Here is a 21,310-nt window from a genome sequence, read left to right as displayed (position 1 = left end):
CCGGCACGCATTGTCGACCGTCGGCTGTCACGCCGACAGGCCCGAATCCATCGTTACCGTCCGCAAGGCCCATTCGGCGAAAGAGGCAGCCAGGTTTGCCCGCGCACCGGCGGGCGCATAGCCGAGCCGATACTCCGGTCCACTCACACGCAGGGTCGCGAAAGGCTCGACGAGATCGCCGCGGGTGAGCAGATCCGACACGACCTCGATCGGCGCCGCAATGGCGCCCTGCCCGGCCAGGCAGGCTTCAAGCGCGATATAGAAATGGCCGAAGCGCGATGCGCCGGCGGCAAGCTCCGCCGGCATATTCGCCGCCACCAGCCAGCGAGCCAGTTCGCCCGGCCGCGTCACGGATTCCAGCAGACGAATGCCGGCCAGATCTGCGCAGGTGGCGAGAGACGCCGCGACCTCCGGCCGTGCCAGTAGCCCGATCTCCTCGCGCAGCAAGGTGATGCCGCGCAGGTCGCCCTGCAGCGCCTCCCCGCGCCGGATCACCACATCGAAAGGAATGCCGCTCCACTCCTCGCCCGTGTGAATCGGTCGCACGCGGACATCGACATGGCTGAACTCCGCCTCGAAGGCCGGGAGGCGCGGCATCAGCCAGCGCATGGCGAAAGTGGCCGGCGCGATGACATCGAGCACTTCCGACGCCTCGTCCGGCATGAAGCTGTCAATGGCGGAGGCAAGCAGGTCCAGCGCCGCACCGGCCGCGGAGGCCAGCCGCAGGGCCGGTGGCGTCGCCGTCATGTGACGTCGATTGCTGTCGAAAAGCGGCACGCCGAGCCAGGCCTCCAGCACCGCCAGCTGCTTGCTTACCGCGCTATGGGTGACACCGAGCTCCTGGGCGGCTCCCGTGACGCTGCCGATGCGGGTCACCGCCTCGAATGCCACGACCGCCTTCAGCGGGGGAAGACTGCGCCTCATTCCTTTGTTCCAAAACCTCACACTATGACGGAACTAATATCGCTTTACTCACACAGTGTATAGTCAATAATAAAGACAATAAGAATGAGATATAAAAGTAACAAATCACAATAAGTTACATCTCATTTGCGACGATTTAATAACGGAATAGATAAAATGAACACGATAACGACCGACGCCAGCGCGTCGCGCGAATGCATTGACGTGAATGGGCGACACTATCGCAGGCCGCAGCGTACCACCGTGGTGATCTGTTTCGATGGATGCGACCCGGCCTATATCGAGGCCGCCACGCAGACCGGCGTCACGCCCGCGCTCGATGCCATGCGCAGGAACGGTCACTTCGCCCTCGCCGATGCGGCGATGCCGACCTTCACCAATCCGAACAACGTGTCGATCGTGTGCGGCGCGCCGCCCTCCGTCCATGGCGTGGCCGGCAATTTCTATCTCGACCGCGCCACGGGTGAGACCGTGATGATGCTTGATGCCGCCTTGATGCGCGCGCCTACCATTCTGGCCGGCCTCGCCGACATCGGCAGCCCGGTGGCGGTGGTCACGGCGAAGGACAAGCTGCGCAAGGCGCTGGCCTTCGGGCTCGACGGCATCGCCTTCTCCGCCGAATGCGCGAAAGGCACCACGGATGACGAGCACGGCATAGACGATGCGGCAAGCTTCGTTGGTCTGCCGAAGCCCGACCAGTATTCGCCGGAACTGTCGCTCTTCGTGCTCGATGCCGGCATCCGGCTGATCGAGGCGGGGCGTGCCGAGGTGCTCTACCTCTCGCTGTCCGACTATGTGCAGCACAAGCATGCGCCGGAAGCCCCGGAGGCGCTGGCCTTCATGGCGGCGGTGGATGCGCGCGTGGCACGACTGCTGGAGCTCGGCGCCGTTGTCGGCATCACTGCCGATCACGGCATGACCGACATGGCCCGGCCTGACGGCGCTCCGCGCGTGACCTATCTCGGCGATGTGCTCGATGCCGCCTTCGGCGAGGGCGCGACGCGGGTGATCTGCCCGATCACCGATCCTTTCGTGCGGCATCACGGCGCCCTCGGCGGCTTCGTGCGGGTCCATCTGCTCAAGGACGGCCTGTCGCGCCAGGCGGTGCACGACCTGCTGGCCGCCCAGCCGGGCGTCGCGCTCGCGCTGACGGGAGAGGAAGCCGCCGCCCGCTTCGAGATGCCGGAAGACCGCGAGGCCGATTTCGTGGTGGTGGGGGCCGAGGGCTTCGCGCTCGGCGCCCGTGCGGTGGACCACGATATCACCCAGCTCGCCGGCGAGCGGCTGCGCTCGCATGGCAGCCTGTCGGAACAGCGCGTGCCCTTCCTTCTCTCGCATCCGCTGCTGGAGGCGGAGGCGGGCCACCGACTGCGCAATTTCGACATTTTCGACTTCGTGCTGAACCGGGTGGGCTGAGCCATGCGCCGCGCTGTCCTCGTGGTTCTCGATGGCCTGCGTCGCGACTTCGTCGACGCGGAGCGCACCCCACATCTGGCGGCGCTGCGCGAGCGTGGCGCCTTCTTTGCCGGCTATCGCTCCGCCTTTCCCTCCGCGACGCGGGTGGTGTCCTCGACGCTGGCGACCGGCTGCTGGCCGGCGCGGCACGGCCTGCAGGGTAATTCCATGGTGCTGGTCGAGGCCGGGCGGCTGGTGCGCCACGATGTCGGTCACCCGGACTTCCTGCAGCACAAGCGCCGCGTGACCGGCCGCTCCCTCGCCGCGCCGACCCTTGCCGAGCGCGTGGCCGGCCATGGCGGGGCGATGATCTTCAACAATGTCTCGCCCGGCGCCGCCTATGCCCATGACCCCGATGGCCATGGCCGGGTGTTCCATCGCGCCGGCTCCTTCGGGCCCGGGCGGGTGCCGATTCCCGACGGGCTCGATATTGCGCTGGACGTGGCCGGCGATACGGCGATGACGTCGCGCTTCATCGCCGAGGCGCTGGTTCCCGGTGGTCCGGCTCTCGCGGTGCTGTGGATGGGCGAACCGGACCATATCCAGCACGAGACGCCGCTGGGTTCGCCGGCCCATCTGGCGGTGCTGAGGGCAGCCGATGCCAATCTCGGCCGCGTCATCGCCATGGTGGAGGCGCTGCGCCGCGAGGGTGAGGACGTGCTGCTGATCGCGGGCTCCGATCATGGCCACGAGACCATCACCGGCATTGTCGATATCGAAGAAGAACTCGTCGCTTCTGGCCTCAAGGCGGAGCTTCATTCCGACGATGTCGTGGTTGCCGCCAACGGCACCGCGGCGCTGATCTATCTGCACCCCGACCATGAAAGCCGGCGCGGCCGGCTCGACGATTTCCTGCGCGGCCGTGCCTGGGCCGGCGCGGTCTTCGGCAGGGACGAACTGGGCGCCGTCGGGCAGGCGCCGGCCGGCGCCCTCGCTTTCGCGGTGTCGATGAAGGGCAGCGAGGCGCCCAACGCCTTCGGCATTCCCGGCTCATGCCTTGCCGTGAAGCCGCAGGGCGGCAAGGCCGACCGGCTCGGCTTCGGCCAGCATGGCGGCCTGAATGGCCATGAACAGGCACCGGCGCTCGTCATCGACGGCGGCGGCTTCATATCCGGCGAACGCGCCGCCCCGGTGGCGGTGGTCGACATCGCCCCCACCCTTCTCGCCCATCTCGGCCTGCCGGTGAACCAACTCGATGGCGCGCCGCTGCAGGAGATCGAGCCCTCGCGTTCGGGCTCCCGCCCCCTCTCCCTTCAGCTTCCCGTTTCGGAGACCCGCCCATGACCTCGCTACGTCTCAGCCGTCGCACATTCCTGGCCGGTACCGCCGCCATCGGCCTTGCCGGCGGACTGACCGGCTTCCAGCCGCAGAATGCCCGCGCCGCCGCCGATCCCCAGCGCGGGGGCGTTCTGCGCTACGCGACGCTGGGGCTCGATACCGCCGATCCGCACCGCCATACCGGGTCGATTTCGGTGCAGCAGATCTATGTCGAGGCGCTGACCTCGATCGGCGATGACGGCTCGGTGAAGCCCTTCCTCGCCGAGAGCTTCAGCGTCTCGCCGGACGGCAAGACCTACTCGTTCACGCTGCGCGACGGCGTGAAGTTCCACAATGGCGAGGTGATGAGCGCCGGCGACGTGGTCGCCAACATCACCCGCGTGAAGGAAAAGGTGAAGGGCGGCTGGCTTGCCTCGGCCATGAAGCTGGTCGACACCGCGACGGCCCCCGATGCCCGCACCGTAGTCATCGCCATGCGCGAGCCCTACGCGCCGTTGTTGAACCTGATGTCCGAACTGTGGATCCTCTCGCCCAAATCTCCGGGCTGGGACGACACCATCACCACCCCGATCGGCACCGGTCCCTTCACCTTCGGTGACTGGCAGCCCAAGGTGAAGCTGACCGCGCCGGCCCACACCGCCTATTGGCGCGGCGGCATGCCCTACCTCGCCGCGATCGAGGCGGACCTGCGCGATGGCGCCGACCGCCAGCTGGCCCTGCGCGCCGGCGAGATCGACATTGCCAGCGTGCCGGCCGACATCGCCAAGCAGCTGGCCAAGGATCCGAACCTGCGCGTCTCCCAGCTCAAGGACGCCGGCTGGTACTTCGTTGCCTTCAACAACCGCAAGCCTCGCCCGCCCTTCGATGACGTGCGCGTGCGTCAGGCGCTGACCTACGCGATCGACAAGGCGGCGTTCATCAACTTCGCCTCGGCGGGCACTGGCGTGGTCTCCAACCAGATGGTCGGCCCGGGCAATCTCTATTTCGACGAGGCGCTGTTCAAGGCCGACCCACATGCCAAGGCGGACCTCGCCAAGGCGAAGGCGCTGCTGAAGGAGGCGGGCGTCGACCCCACCAAGGAAACCATCGAGTTTGTCTCCTGGCAGGAAAGCTACCCGCAGGTGGTGGTGCAGATGGTGCGCAAGCTCGGCTTCAACGTGAACCATGTCGCGCTCGACGACATCGGTACGCAGAAGCGCCTCGGCCAGTATGACTGGGACATGAACTGCATGGATTCCGGTCCGCGCGCCGATATTTTCCTGCGCTATGTCCGCATGATGAGCGACGGACCCAACCCGGTGCTGTGGGGCGGCATCCAGGATGCCGACTACGACGCGCTTGTGAAGAAGGCCGTGGCCGAGACCGATCTTTCGGCCCGTCGCCAGCTCTATCTCGCGGCGTGGAAGCGGGTGATGGACCAGTATTACGTCGTCGCCCTCGGCCTCAACGCCGACCAGATCGTCATCCGCAAGGGCGTGGAGGGCTACGAGCCTGGCTTCACCTGGTCGCCCAACCGGGTGGATGGCGGCGTCGCCCAGACCTGGCTCGCGGGCCGGTCGTGAGCCTCGCGCTCCCCGCCAAGGCGGGCGAAGCGGTGCGGCGGGGGCCCTCCCCGCGCACCATGATCGCCGCGCTGGTGCTGGCGCTGATCGTCGCGCTGGCGCTTGCCGCACCGCTGGTCGCCCCGTTCGACCCGCTCGACCAGGATCTGCGGGCGCTGAACCAGCCGCCGGGCCCGGAGCACTGGCTGGGCACCGATCACATGGGGCGGGATGTTTTCTCCCGCCTCGTCATGGGTGCCCGTACCACGCTGATGGTGGGCTTTGGCGGAGCACTGGTCGCCTTCATCCTCGGCGCCGGGTTCGGCCTCGTCGCGCTGTCGCTCGGGCGGGTGGCGGAGACGGTGATGTTCGCGCTGATCGACCTGGTGCGCGCCATGCCGGACGTGCTGCTGGCGCTGCTGCTGATCGTGGCGCTCGGGGCGGGGGCGCAGCCGGTTGTCATCGCCCTCGGTGTCGCCTTTGCGCCCTTCTTCGCCTATGTCGCCCGCGCCACCTTCCACCGCGAGGCGGTGAAGGATTATGTCACGGCGGCGCGGCTGTTCGGCGGCGGCAAGCTGCATGTGCTGCGCCTGCATCTGGCGCCGAACCTTGTCGGTGGGCTCGTCACCCAGGCGGCCATCCTGCTGCCGCGCTGCGTGGTGACGGAATCGGTGCTCAGTTTCCTCGGCCTCGGCTCCTCGCCCGATGAGCCGACCTGGGGCCGCATGGTGGCCGACGCCAGCCGCTATATCGAGACATCCCCGCACGTCATCCTGGCGCCGGTGATTGCGATCATCCTGCTCACCCTGTCGCTCTCCATCCTCGGCGAAGCGGTGCGTCGGAATCTCGATCCACTGCGCGCGGCCGGCGAGGCAAAGCTATGACCAACCTTCTCCACCGTCTCGCCCCCCTCGCCTTCACCCTGGCGCGGATGCTGGTGCAAGCCGCCGGCATCGTCGTCATCGTCTTCCTTCTGGCCCGGCTCGTTCCAGGTGACGCGGTGGATGTGAAGGGCCTCGAGGGCGATCTTACCGCCGCCCAGCAGGTGGAACTGCGCCATCAACTCGGGCTGGATCGTCCCGTCGTCGAACAGCTCGCCGGCTGGAGCTGGCGGCTGCTCAACGGCGATTTCGGCGCGTCGATCCGATTTGGCCGGCCGGTCTCGGCCATGCTGGCAACCGCGCTGCCGACGACCCTGCTGTTTACGGCGCTGAGCTTCACCTTCGCGCTGCTCCTCGCGCTCGGCGTCGCGGTGAGCGCGGTGACGACGGGCCATCGCGGCCTGCGCGGGCTGGTCGATGTGCTGAACGTCTGGTCGATCGCCCTGCCGACCTTCTGCGTCGGCGTGGTCGGCATCCTGGTCTTTTCCATCTGGCTCGGCTGGCTGCCGGTGCTCGGATCGATGGTGCTGCCGGTGATCATCATCGGGATCGACAGTGCCGGGCTCATCGTCAAGCCGCTGCACGAGGAACTGCGGGAGGCCGCGACCTCCGCGCATGTGCGCACCGCCCGCGCCAAGGGTCTGGCGCCCTCGCGCATCGCCCTGCGCCATCTGCTGCCGACCGCCGTGCCGGTGATGCTGGCGCTGTCCGGCCTCGTGCTGACCAGCCTCGTTGCCGGCACCTTGACCATGGAAGTGCTGTTCGGCCTGCCGGGCGTCGGCAGCCTGCTGCTCAACGCCATTCACGGCCGCGACTATCCGGTGATCCAGGCCGCGATCCTCGTCATCGCCATCGCACTTGTGATCATCAATGCCGCCACGGATCTCCTCCATCGCCTGATCGACCCGAGGATGACGTCATGACCGCGCCGCTTCTCTCCCTGCGCAACCTCATCATCAGCGCCGGCGGACGCCGGCTGGTCGATGGCGTCTCGCTCGATCTTGAGGCCGGGCGCACCCTCGCCATCATCGGCGAATCCGGTTCCGGCAAGTCGCTCACCGCGCTGTCTCTGCTCGGCCTGCTGCCGGATGGGCTGGAGGTCGATCCCGCGACCCGCATCACGGTGGACGGTCGCGTGCTGGCGCCGCGCGACGAACGCGGCTGGCGGGCGCTGCGCGGACGTCGCATCGCCATTGTGTTTCAGGATCCGATGGCCTGCCTCAATCCGTTCATGCGGGTGGGCGAGCAGATCGAGGAGACGCTGCAGCGCGCCGGCATCGCGGCGCCCGCCGAGCGAAGGCAGCGGATCGTGACCGGCCTTGCCGAGGTGGAACTGCCGAATCCGGCCGCGCTGGCCACGCGTTATCCTCACCAGCTCTCCGGCGGCCAGCAGCAGCGGGTGATGATCGCCATGGCGCTGGCCGGCGAGCCGGATCTTCTCATCGCCGATGAACCGACCAGCGCGCTCGACGCCAGCGTGCAGGCCGACATCGTGGCGCTGCTGGCGCGCCTTCAGGCGAAACGCCGGCTCGCCCTGCTGATCATCACCCATGATCTGGCGGTAGCGGGCGTGCTCGGCCATTCCATCGCGGTGATGCAGCATGGCCGCGTTGTCGAGACCGGGCCGGCGGCAGAGGTCATCTCGCGGCCGCGCGATCCCTACACCGCCCGCCTCGTCGGTGCGCGGCGACGTCTGGCCGACGTGCCGGCGGCGCAGACGATGGCGCGCCCCGTTGCGGTGACAGCTGAAGCCGTGTGTGTCGATTATTCCGCGCGCCGGCTGTTCGGCACGTCGTTCCGCGCCGTGCACGGCGCCTCGCTCTCCCTGCTGGCGGGCCGCACCTTGGGACTGCTCGGCGAATCCGGCTCCGGCAAGAGTACGCTCGCGGCGGCACTCGCCGGGATGCGACCGCTCGCCGACGGGCGCATCCGCCTTCTTGGCCATGCTCTCGAACCGCGTGGAAAACCGCTGCCGGACGCTTTGCGCCGCCGGTGCCAGATGGTGTTCCAGAACCCCTATGGCGCGCTCAATCCGCGGCTCACCATAGGCCGCGCGCTGGCGGAGCCGCTGGCGCTTGCCCGCGTGCCCGCGTCGGCGCAGGCCGCTCGGATTGTCGCGGGCCTCAATGAGGTCGGTCTCGATGCCGACCACGCCATGCGCTATCCGCACCAGCTTTCCGGCGGCCAGCGCCAGCGCGCCTGCATCGCGCGGGCGCTGCTGTGCGAACCCGAGGTGCTGATCTGCGACGAGGTGATTTCGGCGCTCGACATGACGGTGAAGGTGCAGATCCTCGACCTTCTGAAGCGGCTGCAGGCCGAGCGCGGCTTCGCCATGCTGTTCGTCGGCCACGACATCGAGGCGGTGCGGTGGATTTCCGACGAGGTGCTGGTCATGCATCAGGGGCGCATTGTCGAGCGCTGCCGTCCCGAGCAGCTTGAGCTATCCGCCGTTCGCGACCCCTATACGCGGCGTCTCCTGTCCGCGCGGCTGATGCCGAAATTCGACGGCGCGATCGTCGAAAAACCCGGCGGGCAACCGCGGCTGCAAGTTTCAACCGCCGCCGATTGCCTGCCGGCCTGGTAAAATCCACGCGCCTCAGTGCAGGATCTGGCTGAGAAAGAGCTTGGTGCGCTCGTGCTGCGGGTTGGAGAAGAACGCCTCGGGCTCGTTCATCTCGATGATCTGGCCGGCATCCATGAAGATCACCCGGTTCGCCACCTGCCGCGCGAAGCCCATTTCATGCGTCACGCACAGCATGGTCATGCCCTCCTCGGCCAGGCTCACCATGGTCTCCAGCACTTCCTTGACCATTTCCGGGTCGAGCGCCGAGGTCGGCTCGTCGAACAGCATGATCTTCGGCTTCATGCACAGCGCCCGGGCGATCGCCACGCGCTGCTGCTGCCCGCCCGAAAGCTGGCCGGGATATTTCGTCGCCTGCTCGGGGATCTTCACCTTCCTCAGGAAGTGCATCGCCAGCTCGTCCGCATCCTTCTTGGGCATCTTGCGCACCCAGATCGGCGCCAGCGTCAGGTTCTCCAGAATGGTGAGGTGCGGGAACAGATTGAAATGCTGGAAGCACATGCCGACCTCGCGGCGGATCTCGTCGATCCGCTTGAGGTCGTTTGTCAGCTCGATGCCGTCCACCACGATGGTGCCCTGCTGGTGCTCCTCCAGCCGGTTGATGCAGCGGATCATGGTCGACTTGCCCGACCCCGACGGCCCGCAGATGACGATGCGCTCGCCGCGCCGCACCTTCAGGTTGATGTCTTTGAGCACATGGAACTCGCCATACCATTTGTGCACGCCGACCAGCTCGACCGCGACGTCCTTGCCCGGCGGCGTGTGAACCGCCGGAAGCGCATCCGGCGGGACGATCGAATGGGTGTCGCTCATGAATGTGTCTCCGTCGGTCAGTGCCGGTGCGATGTGTTGAGCCGCCGCTCGACGAAGAGCGAGTAGCGCGACATGCCAAAGCAGAAGAGGAAATAGACGATGCCGGCGAAGGCGAAGCCGGTATAGAGCGTCACCGGCGTCGCCCAGTTGGGATCGGTGAAGGAGGCGCGCAGCTGGCCGAGAAAGTCGAAGATCGAGACGATCAGCACCAGCGTCGTGTCCTTGAACAGCGAGATGAAGCTGTTGACGATGCCGGGGATGACCAGGGTGAGCGCCTGCGGCAGGATGATGAGGCGCATCATCTGGCTCCAGGTCAGCCCCACCGCCATCGCGCCCTCATACTGCCCCTTGGGGATCGCCTGCAGGCCGCCGCGCACCACCTCCGCCATGTAGGCGGCGGAGAACAGCGCGACGCCGACCAGCGCGCGCAGCAGCCCGTCCGGATTGGCGCCCTGCGGCAGGAACAGGGGCAGCATGTAGGTGGCGAAGAATAGTACGGTGATGAGCGGCACGCCGCGCCAGAACTCGATGAAGACGATCGAGAGCAGCCTGACGATCGGCATCTGCGAGCGCCGCCCGAGCGCCAGAAGGATGCCGAGGGGCAGCGAAGCGACGATGCCGGTGACGGCGATGACCAGCGTCACCAGCAGACCGCCCCACTGGCGCGTCTCGACCGGCCGGAGGCCGAAATCGATGTCCCACGCCAGCACCAGCACGCCGAAGGCCGCGAAGGCCAGCAATACCGCCCGCCCCGCGCTCAGCGCGTTGCCGCCGATCAGCCCGATGATGCCGCCGACGAGTGCCGCGGCAACCAGCGCCGTCAGCACGAAATCCGCCCAGAAGGCGATGTTGACACCGGCAATGCTGGCATCCCCGGTGATCGGCTGGATGAGGCCGAAGCGCTGGAACAGGAACGAGGAGGCGTCGATATTGCCGCCGGTCAGCAGGATGAAGGCGATGATGGGGTAGACGACAAAGAACAGCAGCGCGTTCAGCCGCTTCATCGGCCAGCTCGGGACCAGCAGCGGCACCAGCAGGATCGCGCCGGCGGCAAACACGATGTTCGGCCGCCAGCGCTCCTCGATCGGATAGAAGCCATAGATCAGCTGCGCGAACTTTGCCCGGATGAACGGCCAGCAGGCGCCCACGCCGGGATCGAGGCAGGCCTCGCGGTTCTCGCCGGTCCATACCGCGTCGATCAAGGCAAAGCGCACCATGGGCGGCACGATCAGGATCAGCAGCGCGAGGCCGAACAGCGTCAGCAAGGTGTTGAGAACGCTGGAGAACAGGTTCTCCCGCATCCAGCCGATAATGCCGACATTGCGGATCGGCGGGGGCAGCGGCGTCACCAGTTCCGAGCGGATGAAGGTGCCGTCGTCGAATGTCAGGCTCATCGCACGCCCCTCACCGTTCCACGAGCGCGACGCGCTTGTTGTAGACGTTCATGATGACCGAGGTGATGATCGACAGCACGAGATAGACGCCCATCGTGATGGCGATGATCTCGATCGCCTGGCCGGTCTGGTTCAGGGTCGTGCCGGCGAACACGGCGACGAGATCGGGATAGCCGATGCCCACCGCCAGCGACGAGTTCTTGGTGAGGTTGAGATACTGGCTGGTGAGCGGGGGGATGATGACCCGCATGGCCTGCGGAATCACCACGAGACGCAGCGTGTGCCCGTTCCGCAGGCCCAACGAGTGGGCCGCCTCGGTCTGGCCGTGGCTGACCGACTGGATGCCGGCCCGCACGTTCTCCGCGATGAAGGCGCCGGTATAGGTCGCCAGCGCCACGGTCAGCGCGACGAATTCGGGAATGACGCGCACTCCGCCGACGAAGTTGAAGCCCTTCAGTTCGGGGCGTTCCAGGCTGATGGGAAAGCCGGTGAGCGCCATGGCGATGAACGGCACCACGATCATAAGCCCGAGCCCGATCGGCAGCATGGGCAGGCCGCGTCCGGTCTCCGCCCGCCGCTCGCGCGACCAGTAGTGCAGCACGATGACGACCAGCAAGGCCGCGCCGAACGACCACAGCACGTAGCCGGTTCCGGCCTCGAAGACCGGCCGGGGAACGATAATGCCGCGATTGGAGATGAACACCTCGCCCAGCAGATTGATGCTCTGGCGCGGGCTCGGCATGGCGCTGAGAACGGCGAGGTACCAGAACAGGATCTGGAACAGCGGCGGCAGGTTGCGGATCACCTCGACATAGATGGTCGAGAGAAGGCGCACGACAAAATTCTTGGACAGGCGCCCGATGCCCACGAAAAAGCCGATAATGGTGGCGAAGAAGATGCCGACCACCGCCACCAGCAGCGTGTTGAGCAGGCCGACCAGGAAGGCCCGGCCATAGGTCGAGGTTTCGCTATAGGGGACCAGCGTCTGGCTGATGCCGAAGCCGGCCGTGTTGTCGAGAAAGCCGAAGCCGGTCGCGATCTTCTGGGCCGCGAGATTCTGGCGGGCATTGTCGACAAACATCCAGCCGAGAAAAACGACCAGTACCAGGGCGATCAGTTGCAACCCGATGCTGCGGACCTTCGGGTCATTGATGAAAGACGTCTTGGAACGCCCGATTGCGGGCTCGACCAGATCCGACATGTTCCCCCTCGCCTCTCACGAGGCTCGATACGATGCCCGGCACGCCGCCTTTTTGGCTGGTCTGGCCGGACGAGGTGGCTCCCGACATGACGCCGGGAGCCTTTTCGCTAGCCGCGTCTCAGCGGATCGGCGGCGCGTACTGGAGGCCGCCCTTGTTCCACAGCGCATTGACGCCGCGGGCGAGCTTCAGCGGGGTGTCGGGGCCGACATTGCGGTCATACATTTCGCCGTAATTGCCGACCGTCTTGACGATCTGGTAGCCCCAGTCGTTGCCGATGCCCATGCCCTCGCCGAACTTGCCTTCGGTGCCGAGCAGGCGCTTCACTTCGGGGTTGGCGGAGGACTTCAGCTGCTCGTCGACGTTCTTCGAGTTCACGCCGAGTTCTTCCGCGGTGAGCTGCGCGAACAGCACCCACTTGACGATGTCGAACCACTGGTCATCGCCGTGAGCGACCACCGGGCCGAGCGGCTCCTTGGAGATGATTTCCGGCAGGACGATGTGGTCGTCGGGGTTGGTGAGCTTCAGGCGCTCGCCGGCCAGGCCGGAGCGGTCCGTGGTCAGCACGTCGCAACGGCCCGCGTCATAGGCCTTGACCACCTCGTCATTGGTGGCGAAGGCGATGACTTCATAGGTCATGTTGTTGGCGCGGAAGAAGTCGGCCAGGTTCTGCTCGGTCGTGGTGCCGGTCTGCGTGCAGACCGAGGCGCCCGACAGTTCCATCGCGGACGTGACCTTCTTGTCCTTGCGGATCATGAAGCCCTGGCCGTCATAATAGGTGACGCCCGTGAAGTTGAGGCCCAGCGAGGTATCGCGCGAGATCGTCCAGGTGGTGTTGCGGGAAAGAACGTCGATGTCGCCGGACTGCAGCGCGGTGAAGCGGTCCTTGGCCGAGAGGGGGGTGAACTTCACCTTCGTGGCATCGCCAAACACGGCTGCCGCGACGGCGCGGCAGAAGTCAACGTCGAGTCCGGTCCAGTTGCCCTTGTCGTCGGGTGTCGAGAAACCCGGCAGACCCTGGCTGACGCCGCACTGGACAAAGCCCTTCGCCTTGATCTGGTCGAGCTTTGCCGGCTTCGTCTGCGCCTGCGCGCCAACGGCCGCGAGGCCGCAGGCACCCGCGAGGGCAAGCGTGGAGAGGAGGCGTTTCATCATTGCAGCCTTCTTCATCGGTTATGATTGACGTGCCATCTGCCGTAACGGACGGCACGGGTGAACAGTCAAAGCAATTCGTGTGCCGCGGCATGCCGCGCCCGGGTGGCACACCCTGCGTCCTTGGTCTGATCCGCAGCGGAGCAAAGGGATGCACCGCCCCGCGGCAGCCCTAAGGTCATCAGAACGCTCTATCGTCTTTCGGTCAAGCGCTTGACGGAGCTTGTCCATCCATCATCAATGCCCCCAGCATCGATGCAGGAGCCTCTGAAACGCATGTCCCGCCAGACCGGGGGCGCCAACCGCCCCGCCTTTGCCGTCGAAACCGAGCTGGTTGTCGCCGGTCGCGATCCCCAGCGTTATGACGGGTTCGTGAATACCCCCATCGTGCGTGGCTCCACCGTGCTCTCGCCCACCGTCGCCGATCTCGAGGGGCATGCCGGCCGCTACACCTATGGCCGGCGCGGCAACCCCACGCTGGAAGGGCTGGAGCAGGCCATGTGCGTGCTGGAAGGGGGCGCCGGCGTGGTGCTTACCCCATCCGGCCTTTCCGCCGTGAGCATCGGCCTGCTGTCGGTGCTGCAGGCGGGCGACCACCTGCTGATGGTCGATACCTGCTACCATCCCACGCGGCGGATCTGCGACGTGGTGCTGAAGCGCTACGGTATCGAGACCACCTATTACGACCCGCTCGCGGGTGCCGGCATCGAACAGCTCATCCGGCCGAACACGCGGGCGATCTTTCTGGAGGCGCCCGGGTCGCAATCTTTCGAGATGCAGGACATCCCCGCCATCGTGGAGGTCGCGCAGCGGCGCGGGATCGTGACGCTGATGGACAATACCTGGGCGACGCCGCTGTTCTTCCGGCCGCATGATGCCGGCGTGGACATTTCCATCCAGGCCGGCACCAAGTACATAAGTGGCCATTCCGACATCAATATCGGCATTATTTCCGCCAATGCCGCGCAGTTTGACCGCGTGAAGGGCACGTATGGCGATCTTGGCCTCACCATTGCCCCCGAAGATGCCTTCCTCGCCGCGCGCGGGCTGCGCACGCTGGCGGTGCGGCTGGCGCGGCACCAGCAATCCGCGCTGACGATCGCCCATTGGCTGGCCGGGCGGCCGGAAGTCGCGCGCGTGCTGCACCCGGGCCTGCCGGACGATCCCGGACACGCGGTGTGGAAGCGCGACTTCAAGGGCGCGTCCGGCCTGTTCAGCCTCATCCTCAAGCCCGTGTCGAAGGCCTCGGTCGCGGCGATGCTCGACCATCTCGCGCTGTTCGGCATGGGTTACAGCTGGGGCGGCTTCGAGAGCCTCATCATCCCCTTCGACTGCCGCTCCTCGCGCACCGCCACGCATTGGGAGCCGGGCGGGCCGACGCTGCGGCTGCATATCGGGCTGGAGGATCCAGCCGACCTGATCGCCGACCTCGAGCAGGGCTTCGCCCGGCTGCGCGCCGCGGACGACGCCGGCTGACGCGCGAACGCGCAGCCGCCGGCGGTTGAGCGCGGCACTCAGCCGCCGGAATTGCGATAGAGCGAAATCCGCACGCGGCGGCCATTGGTATATTCATAGCCGCGAATATCGGCCCGGCGCTCGATCCGCAGGCCGATGGCCTCGGCCCGGCGCACGAAGCGCGCCTCCTGCCGGCTTTCCACGAAGACGAGGCGGCAGCCGCCCTCCTTGAGGAAATCGGCGGCACTGCCGCCGTCGAGCAGCCAGGTCCGCCCCGGCAGTTCGAACATCAGGCTCGCCTCGTTGTAGCCGGCCGTGCCGACCGCCAGCGACGCGGCGCCGGCCGCGCAGGCCTCGCCCTCCACCACCGCGGCCATGCGCCGCGACAGCCACAGACTCTCCATCTTCGGAATCACCAGATCGACCACGCCGAAGCCGGACACCAGCGTGCCGGCCAGCGCGAGCAGCGTCGCCTTCTCCACCCCGTATTCGCGCACCGCGCTGGCAGCGGTGATCAGCGCGAACAGGCCCGCCAGCAGCAGCGGCCAGGCCAGAAGGCTCGTTGTCCGATCCAGCACCGCCAGGACCAGCAGCGACGAGATGGCGATGATGGCGCCGAGCAGCGGCCAGAGCCAGAGAATGCGGGCCAGCCGCGCATTGGCCAGCGCCAGCGCCCCCTTCTCCACCGCCAGACCGACCAGAATGGCGATCGCCGGGAAGGTGGGCACGAGATGGGCGGGAAACTTCGTCGGCAGCAGTTCGAGCAGAAACCAGACCGGCAGGATCCACACCAGCAGGCTGCGCACCCCCCGCAGCCGGCGCGCCTTCCAGATGATGGGTACCGCGAGCGCCACCAGCGGCGCGGCCGGCCAGAACAGCGCCCAGAACATCAAGAGGAAGGCGCCGGGCGGCGCACCGATGCCGGTGAAGGCCGGCGCCACCCAGCCGACGACGAAGCGCGTCGTCAACCCGTCGGTCGGGCCGGCGAAATGGCGCAGATAGTACCAGATGGCCCCCATCGCCAGCAGGAGGACAATCCCCAGCGGAAAACGCGCCAGCAGCCGCGGCAGGCGCAGCGAACGGTCAAGCGCCACCAGGGCCGTCAGCGCCAGCGCCGGATAGACCAGCGCGAACAACCCCTTGAAGAGGAAGGCAAAGGCCAGCGCCGCCCAGAACAGCGCCACCAGGCGGCGGGTGGCGGACGGATCGGCCGTGCCCGCGGCCAGCACCGGGGTCTCGCGCACATAGAGACGGCCGATCGCGCCGATCATCGCGGCGGCGGCCGCAAGCATCGCCGCATCCGGCACGGCGAGGCGGGCAATGACGCCGACCGATGCCGAGGTTGCCAGCAGCAGCCCGGCCAGTAGCGCCGCCCGACGCCCGACAAAGCCGAGCGCGGCCCAGTAGCTCAGCAGCACCGACGCGATGGCCAGCAGCAGGGAGGGTAGCCGATAGAGCCAGATGCTGCGCGCCGCGTCCGGCATGCCGACCGCCTGTGCCCCAGCCACCAGCGCCGATTGCAGCCAGTACAGCCCGAACGGCCGCGTGCGCTGGCCTTCCAGCCCGAGCCGGACATCGGTCAGATCGCCGGTCTCCACCATCTGCCGCGAGATCAGCGCGAAGCGTGCCTCATCCCGATCCAGCACGGGCAGCGCGAAGAAGCCGGGCAGGAAGGCCAGAAGGCTGACCAATGTCAGGAACAGGCAGGCACGCCGCGTCGAGGTGGCGCAGGCGTCGAACAGGGCGACGATGTGACTTGCGATCCGCAGCCCGTTGCGTCGCACGGGCGACGTCCCAGGCCCGGTCTCCCATGCAGTTCTGCCAGTCATCGCGCTCGTCCGATTCGGTAGGCGGCGACCATATCAGAAGCGCCGCCCCCACCGCGCGTCACCCGCGCTCAGACCGCGACGACCAGCGGCCCGTCGGAGCCATGAACGGCATCGGCCGCGCACCAGCCCTCCATCAGCGCCGGCACGCGCGAGGCCGGCAGCGCCCTCGCATAGAGAAAGCCCTGCGCGAAATCGCAGCCATTGGCGCGCAGATAGGCAGCCTGGGCCCGGGTCTCAACCCCTTCCGCCACGGTCTCGATGCCCAGGCTTCGGCCCAGATGGATGACCGCGCGCACGATGGCGGCGTCGTCGGCATCGTGTTCGAGATCCTGCACGAAAGAGCGATCGATCTTGATGCGATCGACCGGGAACTGCTTCAGATGGGTGAGCGAGGCGTAACCGGTGCCGAAATCGTCGAGGCTGATCTTCACGCCGGCATGGCTGAGCGCCTGCAGGCTCTGGCGGACCGTCTCCATGGAGCGGCCAAGGAACACCGACTCCGTCACTTCGACCACCATGAGCTCGGGGGCAAGCCGGGCAGCGGCAAGTGCCGCCAGCACCCGCTCGGCAAGGTGGCCGCGCGAGAATTCCGCCGAGCTTACATTGATGGCGACATGGCCGAACGGGCAGTTCATCGCCGCCCAGCGTGCCATGTCGCGCGTCGCCTGGCCGAGCAGCTGCTCGCCGATCTCGATCGAGAGCTGGGGATCGTCGAATACCTCGCCGAAATCCTGCGGCCCCAGCACGCCCCGGCGCGGATGGTGCCAGCGCATCAGCGCCTCGAAACCGACGATTTCTCCGTTGGTCAGCGAAACCTTGGGCTGGTAATAGGGCACAAGCTCGCCATGGCGCAGGGCCAAGCGGATTCGCGCGGCGAGCTGGATGCGGCTCTCGGTCGCCTGCTGCATGCGCGGGTCATATTCCACCGCCACCCCGCGACCGGCCGACTTGGCGCGATAGAGGGCGATGTCCGCATTCTTCAGCAGGGTCAGCGGATCGCTGCCGTGGATGGGGGCAACCGTCACCCCGATGCTGCCCTGGCAGGACAGGGTGGAGCGCCGATAGCTGAACGGCTGCGCCAGCACGGCGAGAAGCTGCTGCGCCACCGCCATGCCCTCGGCCGGGCTCGTCAGCCGCGACAGCAGCACGATGAATTCATCGCCGCCCAGCCGCGCCACCGTGTCGGCATCGTCGACGCAGCCGCTCAGCCGGCGCGCGGCCTCCACGAGAAGCGCATCGCCGGCATCGTGCCCGAGCGTGTCGTTCACATCCTTGAAATGGTCGAGATCGACGAGAAGCACGCCGACATTATGGCTGGCGCGACGGGCGCGGCGCACCGCCAGATCGAGCTTTTCGCGCATCAGCCCACGGTTGGGCAGATCCGTCAGCGCATCATGATTGGCCATGTGCCACATGCGCTGCTCGGCTTCCTTCTGCTCGGTAATGTCCTGCAGGATGCCGAAGGCGCGCAGCACCCTGGCACCGTCCGTCTCCAGTTCGCAGGTCTTGCGGATCAGCCGGTGATGACCCTGCGCGTTGATGAAGGGCAGTTCCAACTCGAACGGCTCCGCCGTGCGCAGCGCGGCCTCGAAACGCTTCTGGAAATGCTGGCGCGCCTCGCTCGGGAAATAGGACTGCGCCAGCGCGGTGGTCGGCTCAAGTCCCGGCGTCAGTCCGTAAATGCGGAAGACGCCGTCCGACCAGCTCAGCCGGGCGCTGGCGACGTCATATTCCCAGCCGCCCACCCGGGCCATGCGCTCGGTCTGGGCGAGCAGCGTCTGCCGGCGCCACAATTCCCGGCTCTGCGTTTCCAGCAGGCATTGACTGGCACGTCGGTGCTCCAGCTCGCGCTTGGCGCGCTGGTTCGCCTGATGCAGCCGGAACTGGTCGATAATGATGCGCGTCAGATGGCTGAGGAGTGCAAGATCACCCGGCCGCAATTCGCGCGGCTCGCAGCCGAAAATGCAGAGCGAGCCAATATTCACCCCCGGACGCAGCGCGAGCGGCGAACCCAAATAGAAACGGATGTGCGGAGGACCGGTGACGTAGATATTGCTCGCGAAACGGGGATCCGTGCGGGTATCCGGGATGAACAGCGTCTCGGAGGACAGGATCGTCCAGGTGCCGAAGGAATGGGCCCGGGACGTTCCATCGGTATCGCCCCAGCCGGAATTGGCCTTGAAGATATGCCGGTCCTCGTTGACAAGGCCGATGCAGGCATAGGGCACGTCGAACATCTGCCGCGCGAGCACGCAGACCCCGTCCAGCGCCTCGGCGCTTGCCGAGCGCAGAATATCGAGCGCATGCAACTCGGCAAGGCGCTCGGCTTCGTTGTCGGGAAGCGGAAAATCCATCTGGCACCCGATAGGACGGCTAAAGCAAATAGCGCGCGACCCGTCGGACCCACGGGACCGCAGTAGCAAGCATGCCAGCAAGAAAGCCGCATGATACCATCACGCGGCGATTTGACCATCCTGCAACCATTGCGGCAATAGAGGGTAATCACTACACCGCGCCGGCCTCCGCCGGCACCAGCCCACCCGCCTCCTCGATGAAGCGCGCGACCTCCGCAACCCCGCTTCCGCTGCGGATGTTGGAGAACACGAAGGGCCGCCGGCCGCGCATGCGCCGGGAGTCGCGGTCCATCACTTCGAGCGACGCGCCCACATGAGGGGCGAGGTCGGTCTTGTTGATCACCAGCAAGTCCGAACGCGTGATGCCCGGCCCGCCCTTGCGCGGAATCTTCTCGCCGGCCGAGACGTCGATCACATAGACGGTAAGGTCGGCAAGCTCGGGCGAGAAGGTGGCTGCTAGATTGTCGCCGCCGGATTCGATAAGGATCAGGTCCAGCTTGGGAAAGCGCGCGCGCATCTCCGCTATCGCCGCGAGATTGGCGGAGGCGTCTTCGCGGATCGCCGTGTGCGGGCACCCCCCGGTCTCCACGCCCATGATGCGCTCGGCCGGCAGGGCGCCTGCCCGGGTGAGGATCTCGGCGTCTTCCTTGGTGTAGATGTCGTTGGTGATGGCGCAGAGGTCGTAACGGTCCCGGAACGTGCGGCACAAAGCCTCCATCAGTGCCGTCTTGCCGGAGCCCACCGGCCCGCCAATGCCCACTCGCAGCGGACTGCTCGCCTCAATTGCCATCGAATGAACTCCCCTCGCCTCAACTGCGGAACAGCCGCGTATATTGCGTCTCGTGGCGCATGGCCGCGATGTCGGAACGAAACGCCGCGCCGCCGAGACGATCGAGCGGCACCTGCAGAGCGAGCGGCACCACGGCGCGGACGGTGCTTGTCGTACCCGCCAGCGTGCGGTTGCCATCGGTCTGGCCGAGCGGCACGAGGCGCACCGCCGCCGAAATGAGATTGGCCGCCACCGCATTGAGATAGGCGCCGAGCGTCGCCCCCAGCGGCAGCCCGTGCGCGGCGGCCGCGATGCCCACCGCGACCGGATAGGCGACACGCCCGGCCCATATGTCGGGCAGTCGATCGAGACGCGGCGAGGGCCAGGCGAGCCGGGTGGCACTGATGAAGGCATCGCCCTGGTTCAGCGTCTCCATCTGCCGCTCGCGGGCCGGCGCGAAGGCGCTGGCAAGCTCCAGCACCTCCGCCAGCGCGGCATCGTCCTCCGTCTCCGTCGCGCGCCAGGCATGGGCCAGCAGAACCGCATCGGCGAAGGGCCCGCCATGGCGCAGCAGATCGTCCACCCAGCCTGCCAGCGTCGCCGCATCGCGGATGTCGCCGGTCTCCACCGCCCATTCGAGGGCGTGCGAATAGGCGAAGGCGCCGACCGGATAGGCCGGCGACAGCCAGACGAACAGCGCCAGTAGATCGGCGGGCGCCTCGGCGGACGTGGTCTGCGACGATGCGACACCCGCGGGCAAGCGGCGCTCGGGTGCGGCGTCTCCGCTCATCGCGCGGGCCTAGTGGCCGTGGCGATGGCCATGGGAAGGATCGTGCGCATGCTCGTGATCATGGCTGTGATCCTGTCCGCAACCGCAGGCGTCGCCATGCTTGTGCTCGTGCGCATGCTCGCGGGCATGTTCATGAACATGCAGCACGTCGCGCTCCGGTGCCGCCGCCGGCGCGTGCGCCGCGTCGCCGTGATCATGATGCGAATGAGGTTGGTGACCGTGGCGCTCATGGTCATGGTGTTCGTGATCATGGTCGCCATGGTCATGGCCGCAGCCGCAGGCCTCGCCATGGGCATGGTGGTGATCATGCGCATCGTCATGCGCGTGGCCATGGGGATGGCCATGTGCCTCGGCCGCCTCATAGGCGCCGCCTTCCGGCTCGAAGGCCGCGTCGACCACGTCGACGCGCGCGCCCAGGCCGCGCGCCATTTCCTCCAGCACGGGATCGCGGGCGATGCGGATTCGGTCTTCCAGCAGTTCGGCCGGCACATGCCGGTTGCCCAGATGCCAGGCGAGGCGGGCGAGGTGATGGGAATCGCGCGCGACTATCTCCGCCACCGGCTCGTCCGCCGCCACCACGGCGATGGTGCGCCCGTCGTCGAGCGCCAGCCCGTCGCCCTGCTTCAGGCGGGTCGCCTCCGGCAGGTCGAGCAGGAATACCACGTCGCCCTCCCCGCGCATGGCGATACGGCGGCGGTGGCGGCCGTCATGCGGCAGCACCACGCGGTCGGCCGCTTGGGCGGCGTCCCAGGTTCCGGCGGGCAGAAGCGAACGGGCACGGATCATGATCGGGTCTCCTCGGGACAGCTGCCACAAAGGTGGGAAACCTTTGCGGCGATGCCATGCCTACGCGGCTGAAATCCGCCGCGCTTCCTCCGAGGAGGCGCGCGGCCAG

17 protein-coding genes are annotated in these 21,310 nt (G+C 67.2%); 7 read left to right on the top strand and 10 right to left on the bottom strand.

Annotation, left to right across the window (positions count from 1 at the left end; translation table 11 throughout):
- Positions 1-27 precede the first annotated feature (27 nt).
- Positions 28-924, bottom strand: coding sequence for a LysR family transcriptional regulator (locus FHS55_RS09260; protein ID WP_183189441.1), 897 nt, complete (start codon positions 922-924; stop codon positions 28-30).
- A 156-nt stretch (positions 925-1,080) separates the two neighbouring features.
- On the opposite strand from FHS55_RS09260, the gene phnA reads away from it, so the two are divergent.
- Genes phnA through FHS55_RS09230 form a run of 6 tightly spaced genes read left to right on the top strand, consistent with a single transcriptional unit; the run spans position 1,081 to position 8,663 of the window.
- Complete coding sequence (gene phnA, locus FHS55_RS09255; protein ID WP_183189440.1) at positions 1,081-2,340, top strand: phosphonoacetate hydrolase; 1,260 nt, start codon at positions 1,081-1,083, stop codon at positions 2,338-2,340.
- A gap of 3 nt (positions 2,341-2,343) precedes the next feature.
- The gene (locus FHS55_RS09250; RefSeq protein ID WP_183189439.1) at positions 2,344-3,663 is read left to right on the top strand and encodes an alkaline phosphatase family protein; all 1,320 of its coding nucleotides are present in this window, start codon (positions 2,344-2,346) and stop codon (positions 3,661-3,663) included.
- Positions 3,660-5,219 carry an ABC transporter substrate-binding protein gene (locus FHS55_RS09245; RefSeq protein ID WP_183189438.1) on the top strand — a complete coding sequence of 520 codons (1,560 nt, stop codon included), beginning with the start codon at positions 3,660-3,662 and terminating at the stop codon, positions 5,217-5,219. Before FHS55_RS09250 ends, FHS55_RS09245 begins: the two co-directional genes overlap by 4 nt.
- Positions 5,216-6,082: an ABC transporter permease subunit gene (locus FHS55_RS09240; RefSeq protein WP_183189437.1), complete on the top strand. Its 867-nt coding sequence runs from the start codon at positions 5,216-5,218 to the stop codon at positions 6,080-6,082. Before FHS55_RS09245 ends, FHS55_RS09240 begins: the two co-directional genes overlap by 4 nt.
- Entirely contained in the window at positions 6,079-7,002 is a 924-nt protein-coding gene (locus FHS55_RS09235) for an ABC transporter permease (RefSeq protein WP_183189436.1), read from the top strand. Before FHS55_RS09240 ends, FHS55_RS09235 begins: the two co-directional genes overlap by 4 nt.
- A complete protein-coding gene (locus tag FHS55_RS09230) occupies positions 6,999-8,663 on the top strand; it encodes a dipeptide ABC transporter ATP-binding protein (RefSeq protein ID WP_183189435.1) in 1,665 nt (554 codons plus the stop codon). Before FHS55_RS09235 ends, FHS55_RS09230 begins: the two co-directional genes overlap by 4 nt.
- Positions 8,664-8,675: 12 nt before the next feature.
- Here the strand turns inward: FHS55_RS09230 and FHS55_RS09225 are convergent, their stop codons facing one another.
- The 4 genes from FHS55_RS09225 to FHS55_RS09210 all read right to left on the bottom strand — a co-directional run bounded on the left by FHS55_RS09225 (position 8,676) and on the right by FHS55_RS09210 (position 13,218).
- Positions 8,676-9,473 (bottom strand): amino acid ABC transporter ATP-binding protein, encoded by a 798-nt coding sequence (locus FHS55_RS09225; protein WP_246340003.1) that lies wholly within the window; start codon positions 9,471-9,473, stop codon positions 8,676-8,678.
- Between the two features lie 17 nt (positions 9,474-9,490).
- The gene (locus FHS55_RS09220) at positions 9,491-10,867 is read right to left on the bottom strand and encodes an amino acid ABC transporter permease (protein WP_183189434.1); all 1,377 of its coding nucleotides are present in this window, start codon (positions 10,865-10,867) and stop codon (positions 9,491-9,493) included.
- A gap of 10 nt (positions 10,868-10,877) precedes the next feature.
- The gene (locus FHS55_RS09215) at positions 10,878-12,068 is read right to left on the bottom strand and encodes an amino acid ABC transporter permease (RefSeq protein ID WP_183189433.1); all 1,191 of its coding nucleotides are present in this window, start codon (positions 12,066-12,068) and stop codon (positions 10,878-10,880) included.
- Between the two features lie 118 nt (positions 12,069-12,186).
- Complete coding sequence (locus FHS55_RS09210; RefSeq protein WP_183189795.1) at positions 12,187-13,218, bottom strand: amino acid ABC transporter substrate-binding protein; 1,032 nt, start codon at positions 13,216-13,218, stop codon at positions 12,187-12,189.
- A 276-nt stretch (positions 13,219-13,494) separates the two neighbouring features.
- Here FHS55_RS09210 and metC point away from each other — a divergent pair, with 276 nt between their 5' ends.
- Positions 13,495-14,694: a cystathionine beta-lyase gene (gene metC, locus FHS55_RS09205; RefSeq protein ID WP_183189432.1), complete on the top strand. Its 1,200-nt coding sequence runs from the start codon at positions 13,495-13,497 to the stop codon at positions 14,692-14,694.
- A gap of 38 nt (positions 14,695-14,732) precedes the next feature.
- Here metC and FHS55_RS09200 read toward each other — a convergent pair whose 3' ends face one another.
- The 5 genes from FHS55_RS09200 to FHS55_RS09180 form a co-directional block, all read right to left on the bottom strand.
- Entirely contained in the window at positions 14,733-16,457 is a 1,725-nt protein-coding gene (locus FHS55_RS09200) for an ArnT family glycosyltransferase (protein ID WP_343056088.1), read from the bottom strand.
- A 113-nt stretch (positions 16,458-16,570) separates the two neighbouring features.
- A complete protein-coding gene (locus FHS55_RS09195; RefSeq protein WP_183189430.1) occupies positions 16,571-18,856 on the bottom strand; it encodes a sensor domain-containing phosphodiesterase in 2,286 nt (761 codons plus the stop codon).
- A 151-nt stretch (positions 18,857-19,007) separates the two neighbouring features.
- Complete coding sequence (gene ureG / locus FHS55_RS09190; protein WP_183189429.1) at positions 19,008-19,646, bottom strand: urease accessory protein UreG; 639 nt, start codon at positions 19,644-19,646, stop codon at positions 19,008-19,010.
- A 19-nt stretch (positions 19,647-19,665) separates the two neighbouring features.
- Positions 19,666-20,415, bottom strand: a complete 750-nt coding sequence (locus tag FHS55_RS09185; protein WP_183189428.1) for an urease accessory protein UreF — start codon at positions 20,413-20,415, stop codon at positions 19,666-19,668.
- 9 nt (positions 20,416-20,424) lie between these two features.
- On the bottom strand, positions 20,425-21,201 hold the full coding sequence (locus tag FHS55_RS09180; RefSeq protein WP_183189427.1) for an urease accessory protein UreE: 777 nt from the start codon (positions 21,199-21,201) through the stop codon (positions 20,425-20,427).
- Between the last annotated feature and the right edge of the window lie 109 nt (positions 21,202-21,310).

Origin of the sequence: Ancylobacter tetraedralis (genome assembly GCF_014195655.1) — a bacterium.
Taxonomy (GTDB): Bacteria; Pseudomonadota; Alphaproteobacteria; order Rhizobiales; family Xanthobacteraceae; genus Ancylobacter; species Ancylobacter tetraedralis.
This window is presented reverse-complemented; position numbering and strand designations above follow the sequence as displayed.

Bases quoted from the DNA above. Each gene is read 5' to 3' on its own strand.
- FHS55_RS09195 (WP_183189430.1), bottom strand. From the start codon at position 18,856: ATGGATTTTCCGCTTCCCGACAACGAAGCCGAGCGCCTTGCCGAGTTG.
- metC (WP_183189432.1), top strand. From the start codon at position 13,495: ATGTCCCGCCAGACCGGGGGCGCCAACCGCCCCGCCTTTGCCGTCGAA.
- phnA (WP_183189440.1), top strand. From the start codon at position 1,081: ATGAACACGATAACGACCGACGCCAGCGCGTCGCGCGAATGCATTGAC.
- FHS55_RS09250 (WP_183189439.1), top strand. From the start codon at position 2,344: ATGCGCCGCGCTGTCCTCGTGGTTCTCGATGGCCTGCGTCGCGACTTC.
- FHS55_RS09215 (WP_183189433.1), bottom strand. From the start codon at position 12,068: ATGTCGGATCTGGTCGAGCCCGCAATCGGGCGTTCCAAGACGTCTTTC.
- FHS55_RS09260 (WP_183189441.1), bottom strand. From the start codon at position 924: ATGAGGCGCAGTCTTCCCCCGCTGAAGGCGGTCGTGGCATTCGAGGCG.
- FHS55_RS09185 (WP_183189428.1), bottom strand. From the start codon at position 20,415: ATGAGCGGAGACGCCGCACCCGAGCGCCGCTTGCCCGCGGGTGTCGCA.
- FHS55_RS09230 (WP_183189435.1), top strand. From the start codon at position 6,999: ATGACCGCGCCGCTTCTCTCCCTGCGCAACCTCATCATCAGCGCCGGC.
- FHS55_RS09180 (WP_183189427.1), bottom strand. From the start codon at position 21,201: ATGATCCGTGCCCGTTCGCTTCTGCCCGCCGGAACCTGGGACGCCGCC.
- ureG (WP_183189429.1), bottom strand. From the start codon at position 19,646: ATGGCAATTGAGGCGAGCAGTCCGCTGCGAGTGGGCATTGGCGGGCCG.
- FHS55_RS09235 (WP_183189436.1), top strand. From the start codon at position 6,079: ATGACCAACCTTCTCCACCGTCTCGCCCCCCTCGCCTTCACCCTGGCG.
- FHS55_RS09225 (WP_246340003.1), bottom strand. From the start codon at position 9,473: ATGAGCGACACCCATTCGATCGTCCCGCCGGATGCGCTTCCGGCGGTT.
- FHS55_RS09245 (WP_183189438.1), top strand. From the start codon at position 3,660: ATGACCTCGCTACGTCTCAGCCGTCGCACATTCCTGGCCGGTACCGCC.
- FHS55_RS09210 (WP_183189795.1), bottom strand. From the start codon at position 13,218: ATGAAACGCCTCCTCTCCACGCTTGCCCTCGCGGGTGCCTGCGGCCTC.
- FHS55_RS09220 (WP_183189434.1), bottom strand. From the start codon at position 10,867: ATGAGCCTGACATTCGACGACGGCACCTTCATCCGCTCGGAACTGGTG.